2 protein-coding genes are annotated in these 2,053 nt (G+C 49.4%); both read left to right on the top strand.

All coding sequences use genetic code 11. The features are described from left to right. The first annotated feature begins 4 nt into the window (after positions 1-4). Positions 5-1,762: a DEAD/DEAH box helicase gene (locus tag FJ147_28385; GenBank protein ID MBM4259800.1), complete on the top strand. Its 1,758-nt coding sequence runs from the start codon at positions 5-7 to the stop codon at positions 1,760-1,762. Positions 1,763-1,779: 17 nt separating this feature from the next. Continuing rightward, positions 1,780-2,053: DNA cytosine methyltransferase (locus FJ147_28380; protein ID MBM4259799.1), on the top strand; the 274-nt coding region annotated here is incomplete at its 3' end.

Below are 2,053 nucleotides of genomic sequence, written 5' to 3'. Positions count from 1 at the left end.
ATCGCTGGTTTCCACATCGACCTGGCAAGGTCTCGAAAGACTCTCACAGCGCCTTTTGACTCTCAAAGGTTTCACGCATGTATGGCACGTCGGCCAGTCTGGCGATGGTGGTGCCGATGTTGTCGCACTTCGTCCGAATATGGGCGGGGGTGACGATATACGTTGGCTCGTCCAAGTTAAAAGGTTTCGTAGCCCAGTGGGCGAGAACATCGTAATGGAGACTGTCAAGGCACGACACAAATATGGAGCAAGAATTGCTGTCATCGTAAGTTCAGGTGGGTTCACGGCTTCAGCTCGTCTTCAACAAGAGAAACTTAGGAATGAAGGTATTTTTATCGAACTTTGGGATGCTCCGCTTATTGAGGTAATGGGACGTGAACTTGAAAAAACACCACCAGTATTTGCTCGTGGGTCAGGGCTAAATCTTCGCGAGTATCAGAAAATCGCAGTAGAGCGTTTGGTCGATGGTTATCTGGATACAAGTACCCGAAGTGCCCTTGTGGTGTTGGCCACTGGTCTTGGAAAAACAGTCACTGCTGGCGAGGCAGTTCGGCGGATTCGAGCGCAATCAAATCGAAACATCCGGGTGTTAGTGCTTGCTCATACAATTGACCTTGTCGCGCAGCTCGAGCGCGCTTTTTGGCCTTTCATGACCCCAGACGAGGCGACATGCATCATCGGTGGCGGCGAAAAACCAGAGTCTTTTGATGACCTTCGAAACTACTCATACGTTTTTGCAGTTAAAGATGCCGTCTTTGAGCACCAGGCAAAGGGACTATTTCCAAATGAGCTATTCGAAATTGTGGTTGTCGATGAATGTCATCATTTGGGGGCTACTGAATACGAGTTGGTTCTCGACAATCTCGGTATCGGCACCCCGGGAGGGCCGTTCCTTATAGGGTTGACTGCGACCCCGCATCGTCCCGATGGCCAAGACCTAAGTCACCGATTTGATGAACCGGTTGTCAGTATCGACTTGGCGCAGGGTCTCCGAGAAGGGTACCTAGCTGAAGTCGACTACCGAATGTTTACGGACAACATCGACTGGGACAGTTTGCGACAAGACCAGGGTGACCGCTACACCCCGGACAAGATTAATCGGACACTTTTCATAACCGAATGGGATGACGGCGTGATTGAACGCCTCGCTGAAGCTTGGACTGAACTTGGTTCGCCGCGACGAGGGATTGTCTTCTGCGGAACAGTCGCATATGCCGAGACCATGGCAAGAAAAATCAACCAGCTTGGATTCGCACGGGCGGAGGCAATATCTAGCAAGGGTGATGACGGCAAAAAGCTCTCACCGGTCGAAAGGTCAAAAAAACTCTGGGACTTCGCATCAGGAAAAACCGAAATATTGTGTGCGTGTGATTTATTGAATGAAGGAATCGATGTTCCCGACGTCAACCTTGTTGTCTTTCAGCGAGTCACTCACAGCCGCAGAATTTTCGTACAACAACTCGGTAGGGGCCTGCGGCTCAGTAAAACTAAAAAGAAAGTGATTGTCCTCGACTTCGTGAATGACATCCGCAGATTCGCGGCGGGTCTCTCTCTCGGGCGTGCACTTGACTCTGATGGTCCACGTCCGGGGGACAACCGAACTATTTCTTTGCGAAGTAAGGTATCCTTCCGGCGTGCTACTGAAGAAGACTTTGATGGAAAAAATTTTCTCACAATTTGGTTAGGTGACGTAGACGCGATAGAAGAGGCGAATGGCGACGTGAGTATTTTGGCGTTTCCGCCAATTGAGATTCCAAGGTGATTTGATTCTGGAACTTTATGTCATTTAGTTCTTCTAAACGGAGTAAAGTCAATAAAAGTCAGTCTCGGCTTTTCGACGTTGATGTTGCGCGAAGGCGTCATCTGAAAGGCAAACCAGCCTTCACTTTCGTGGACCTGTTTGCAGGAATTGGCGGTTTCAGAATTGCACTCAAATCAAACGGAGGCACTTGCGTATTCTCAAGCGAGTGGGACACCTTTGCGCGAAAGACCTATCATGCAAACTTCGGCGAGATACCGCATGGCGACATAACAAAAGTCAAAATCACCGATA

The sequence above is a fragment of the Deltaproteobacteria bacterium genome (assembly GCA_016874775.1).
In the GTDB taxonomy this organism is placed as follows: Bacteria; Desulfobacterota; Binatia; order Bin18; family Bin18; genus VGTJ01.
Note: the sequence above shows the minus strand (reverse complement) of the source record. Positions and strands in the feature narration are given on the sequence as shown.